Genomic DNA, 3,043 nt, shown 5'->3' with positions numbered 1-3,043 from the left:
GCACGCCGTCACTGTCACGCATGCGTACCAGCACCTCGTAGTGCAGGTAGGACGGATCACCCACTTTGGCGATGCGCTGCGCATACAACAGCATCCGGTTCTCGGCCATGGCGCGACTGACGCCCTGCAGGCGTTCGGCCTCCAGCCGTCGCTCCTCCAGGGCCAGCCGGTTTTCGTTGAAGCAATGCACGCGGTTGCGACCGGCCTGCTTGGCCGCATAACACGCGCTGTCGGCCGCGCTCATCAACCAGTTCACGTCCAGCGCCTCGGCCGTCACTTCGACCACGCCCACGCTGCAGCTCAACTGCGGGCTGCCCTCGCTGACCGGGAAGGTAGCCTGGCCCAGGTTGCGGATCAGCCGCTGCAACACGCGCTTGGCTTCATCCTGGTTGGCGCGGGCAAGGAACACCGCGAACTCGTCCGCCCCCAGGCGGCCGACCCAGTCGCCATCGCGCACCGCACCGACCAGGTACTCGGCGAAACTGCGCAGCATCTGGTCGCCGGCCGCGTGGCCGAAGCTGTCGTTGACCAGCTTGAAGTGGTCCAGGTTGATGTAGCCCAGTGCATGGGTTCCACCGTCGGAGCGGACCTGCAGCAGCGATTTTTCCAGCAGGCGCTCGATCTCGCGGCGATTGATCAGGCCGGTCAGGGGGTCATGGCTGGCGTGGTGTTCGATCTCGCGTGCCAACGCATGGTTCTGGCTGACATCCTCGACGATGGCGAACACCGACAGGCCACCGCTGGCGGTGCGCACGCCGGTGCCACTCCAGCGTCCCCACACCAGGCTGCCATCACGACGCCGGAAACGCAGTTCGCCCGGTCGCAGCTGACGTTCCCAGTCGATTCGGCCACTTTCATCGATCACCAGCTCGCCCTCCATCAGCAGCTCGGCCAGCGACATCTGCAGCAGCACGTCCCGACGATGGTCGAGAATGTCGGCCATCGCCTGGTTGGCCTCCACCACCCGGCCGYCGGCATCCAGCTTGAGCATGCCGACGTTGGCTTGGTAGAAGGCAGCCCGGAAGCGGCTCTCATGCTCGGTCAGGTCCTTGCCGACCCGGCGCGCCAGGGCCACCGCCATCAGGCTGATCAGCAGGACCGACAGGCCGCCCACGGCCAGGGTCGCGATGCGCACCGCGCGGGCCATGCGCAGCAGTGCCTGCGAGAACGCCTGCGCCTGCCCGCGCAGCTGGTGGTCGATGCCACGCAGCCGATGCAAGTAGTCATCCACGGTCGCCTCGTCCAGCGGTCCCGAGCCATGGCGCCGCTGCAGTTCCTCCGCCAGCGACTGCATGGCCAGCAGGTTTGCGTCGGTCTGCCGCCACAACCAGGTGGCTTCGCGGAAGGCTCCGACGTTGCGCGCATGGCGGAACGAGAAGATCAGCCGCGGAATGTCGGCGCGGGCATTGCCCCCACGCAGAAAACCGGCGCGGGCTGTCGCCTCGTCCGGTTCGGGTTGCTCCAGCGCCTTGCGGGCCTGCAGGTCACCCAACGGAACCTGCAGTGCCCGTTGGGCATCCTGCAGATCCTGCAGATGGCCACGCGCCAGGTAACGGCTGAGCGCTGCGGTGGCGTCCTGCTGCCCCCGCGACCAGTAGCCCTGCCCTGCGATCCATGCGGTCGATGCCGCCTGCAGCTCCTGGATCACAGCCGACAGCGCGACCAAGCCGATCGCCATGCCCGTCAACAGCGCAAATCGCAGTCCCAGCCCGCGGGTCATCGGTACCCGTCGACGCTGTTGGTCCATGCCACTTCTACCCATCCTGGATCCCCCGAATGTGCTGCGGTGACAATCTCCTACGGAACTGCGCCAGCCTAGAACCGGTGATGTGTGGGCCATGCGAAACCGGACCCGGCCGGTGATCGGCAGCGGCGGCCGGGCCGCCCTGGCGCCATGCAAACAACAACGCCAGCCCGGAGGCTGGCGTTGTTCGTCTACTTCAGCGCGGCTTAGAAGCTGCGCGGGCCACGTGGCTTGTTGAAGCCATCACGACGCGGCGGACGGCTGTCGCGGTCGCCGCCGGGGCCACCCGGACCGCTGCGACGCGGAGCTCCCGGGCCACCCGGACCGCCCGGACCACGCTTGTCGAAGCGCGGCTTGAACGGACGCGGCGCCGGATTGACCTCTTCACCGGCCGCCAACGGGCGCATCTGCAGCTGCTGGCCGGACACCCAGACCTTCTGCAGGTGGGTCAGCACGTCCGACGGCATCTGTGCCGGCAGATCCAGCAGCGAGAAGTCGTCGTGGATGTCGATACGACCGATGAAGCGGCTTTCCAGGCCGGCTTCATTGGCGATGGCGCCGACGATGTTGGCCGGCTTCACGCCATGCTGGTGGCCCACCGAAATGCGGTAGGTCTCCATGCCCTGCTCCGGTGCACCGCGCGGCGGCACGTCACGGCGCGGGCGCTGCTCGAAGCCACCCTCGGCATCGTCACGACGCGGGCCACGCTCGAAGCGCGGGCCGCGCTCGTTGCGGTCGCCACGTTCCGGGCGCTCAGTGCGCTCGAAACGCTCGCGCGGCGCACGCTCTTCGCGCGGTGCACGCACCGGCGGCTGCAGCAGGAACGGGGTGTCGCCCTGCATCATCTTCGCCAGTGCGGCGGCCACTTCGATGGCCGGCACGTTCTGTTCGGACTCGAAACGCTCCAGCAGCTGGCGGTAGAAGTCCAGGCCGCCCTGGCCCAGCGTCTCGGTGATGCGCGAGGTGAACTTGTTGATGCGGTTGTCGTTGACCGCTTCCACGCTCGGCAGCTGCATTTCTTCGATCGGCTGGCGGGTCGCACGCTCGATCTGGCGCAGCATGCCCTTTTCGCGCGGGGTGGCGAACAGGATTGCTTCACCGCTGCGGCCAGCACGGCCGGTACGGCCGATGCGGTGCACGTAGCTTTCGGTGTCGTACGGGATGTCGTAGTTCAGCACGTGGCTGATGCGTTCCACGTCCAGGCCACGAGCGGCCACGTCGGTGGCGACCAGGATGTCCAGCTTGCCTTCCTTCAGCATGGCGATGGTGCGCTCACGCTGCGCCTGCTGCATGTCACCG

Annotated in this window: 2 protein-coding genes; both read right to left on the bottom strand. The window is 67.5% G+C overall.

The features are described 5' to 3' along the window. The coding region (locus AB4Y84_RS17885) for a diguanylate cyclase domain-containing protein (protein WP_442250579.1) at window positions 1-1,762 on the bottom strand (1,762 nt) is incomplete at its 3' end. A gap of 188 nt (window positions 1,763-1,950) precedes the next feature. Continuing rightward, window positions 1,951-3,043 (bottom strand): DbpA RNA binding domain-containing protein (locus tag AB4Y84_RS17880; RefSeq protein WP_442250578.1); only part of this gene is annotated, 1,093 nt, incomplete at its 5' end.

Origin of the sequence: Stenotrophomonas sp. 2YAF22 (assembly GCF_052114665.1) — a bacterium.
Lineage (GTDB): Bacteria > Pseudomonadota > Gammaproteobacteria > Xanthomonadales > Xanthomonadaceae > Stenotrophomonas > Stenotrophomonas indicatrix.
Note: the sequence above shows the minus strand (reverse complement) of the source record. Positions and strands in the feature narration are given on the sequence as shown.